The sequence below is a fragment of the Aquipuribacter hungaricus genome, assembly GCF_037860755.1.
Lineage (GTDB): Bacteria > Actinomycetota > Actinomycetes > Actinomycetales > JBBAYJ01 > Aquipuribacter > Aquipuribacter hungaricus.
The window spans coordinates 1-1,952 of sequence record NZ_JBBEOI010000387.1; the positions used below are offsets into that span (position 1 = coordinate 1).

1 protein-coding gene and 1 pseudogene are annotated in these 1,952 nt (G+C 79.3%); one reads left to right on the forward strand and one right to left on the reverse strand.

The features are described 5' to 3' along the window. Positions 1–54: 54 nt before the first annotated feature. On the reverse strand, positions 55–1,059 hold the full coding sequence (locus WCS02_RS19965; protein ID WP_340296040.1) for an NAD(P)-dependent oxidoreductase: 1,005 nt from the start codon (positions 1,057–1,059) through the stop codon (positions 55–57). Positions 1,060–1,290: 231 nt separating this feature from the next. Here WCS02_RS19965 and WCS02_RS19970 point away from each other — a divergent pair. Further along, a pseudogene (locus WCS02_RS19970) lies at positions 1,291–1,952 on the forward strand (hypothetical protein); the annotation flags it as partial.

A 1,952-nucleotide genomic window follows, 5' to 3' on the forward strand; every position in this document is an offset into this window, starting at 1 on the left:
GCACCGCGCCCGGGAGCCGGGGCCCCGGCACCCGCCGGGCCGGGGCCCCCGGCGTCACCGGTCGGCGGGCGCGGGGGGCTCGTCACCGCGGACCACCGCCTCGATGTTCGCCACCGCGGCCCGGGTCATCGCGGCGCGGGTGGCCACGCTGGCCGACCCGACGTGCGGCAGGACGACGAGACCGGGCGTCCGCATGACGGCGTCGTCGGGGTCGCTGCGGGGCTCCCCGTCGAAGACGTCGAGGCCCGCCGAGTGCAGCCGGCCCGACCGCAGCGCCGCGAGCAGGTCCGCCTCGACGACCAGCGGGCCCCGCCCGACGTTGACGACGGTCGCACCGGGCGGCAGCAGGTCCAGGGCGGCGGCGTCGAGGACGCCGCGCGTCTGCGGGGTGAGCGGCAGGGCGAGGACGACGACGTCGCTGCCCCGCAGCAGCTCCTCCAGGCCCAGCGGGGACGAGACGCCGTCCGCGGGGGCAGAGGGGCGCTCGAGGTGGCGCACCTGCATGCCGAACCCCTGGCCGCGGCGGGCGACCGCCCGGCCGATCTCGCCGTAGCCGAGGATGCCGAGCCGGGCGCCGGCGACGTCGTGGCCGAGGAACGCGGTGGGGTCCGCCCCGGTCCACCGCCCGTCGCGCATGGTGTCCGTCGCCTCGACCAGGCGGCGCCGGGCCATGAGCACCAGCGCCATCGCGGTGTCCGCGACGGTCTCGGCGAGCACGCCGGGGGTGTTCGTCACCCGCACCCCGAGCTCCCGCGCGACGTCCAGGTCGACCCGGTCCACGCCCACGCCGGCGACCGCCACCACCCGCAGGCGCGGCGCCCCGCGGAGCACGCCGGCGTCCAGGACGTCACCGGGCTGGGCGAGCACCGCGTCGGCGTCCACCACGGCAGCGCGCAGCGCGGACGGGTCGGGCTCCGCCGCCCCGGCGGCGACCGGCAGCCGGACGACGTCGGCACCGAGCCGCGCGGCGGCGCGGTCGAGGTGCTCCGACCCGGCGACGTCCGGACGGGTGAGCAGGATGCGGGGGCGGTCCGGGGTCGGGGGTGCCTGGCGTGCCACGGGTGCAGTCTCGCCGGTCCGCGGCCCCGCCCGGGCGGCGGGCCGGTGAGTGGGCCGGTGGGCGGGCCGGTCGGCGGGCCGGTCGACGGCACGACCGGGGCCGTCACCCGGTCGGCCCAGGCCGCTCCCGTCCGTGAGGATCTCGGGTCGCGGTAACGGTCGGTGGTGTGGTGTGCTCACTGCGTGACTACTGCGGGCAATCCTCCGGACGCCCGGCGACGGACCCCCGTCGTGACCACGACAGAGCAGCACCCGCCCCGGGCCGCAGGACGAGGGGCCCTCGCCGGGCTCGTCTCCGCGGCGCTCCTGCTCGCCACGGCCACGGTCGTGGCCGCCCTCGTGGGCCGGGGGTCCGACCCGTTCCTCGCGGTCGGCGACATGGTGGTGCGGCTGTCGCCCAAGGCGCTCACCCGCTTCGCCATCGACACCTTCGGCTCCTACGACAAGCTCGTGCTGTTCGTCGGCATCGGCGTGGTGCTGGCCGTCGTGGCCGCGCTCGCCGGGGCCGTCGCCACCCGTCGCCCGGCGGCCGGGGTGGTCGTGCCCGTGCTGCTCGTCCTCGCCGCGGCCGCCGCGGTGCTGCTGGGCCCGGGGGCCGGGGTCCTCGACCTGCTGCCCCTGCTCGTCGGCACCCTGGTCGGGGCCACGGCCTTCGTCCTGCTCGTCGGGCTGGCCCGTCGAGGCACCCGCACCGCCACGTCGACGCCCGACGGGTCGACGCCCGACGGCTCGGGCCGCGCCGGGTCGAGCCCCGACGGGTCGGCCTCCGAGGGGTCCTTCGTCGCGACGCACGGCAGGCCCCGCGCCTCCCGCCGCCTGTTCCTGGGCGCGGCGGGCGGCACCGCCGCCGCCGCCGCCGCCATGGCCGCCCTCGGCCGCGTGGTCGGCACCAC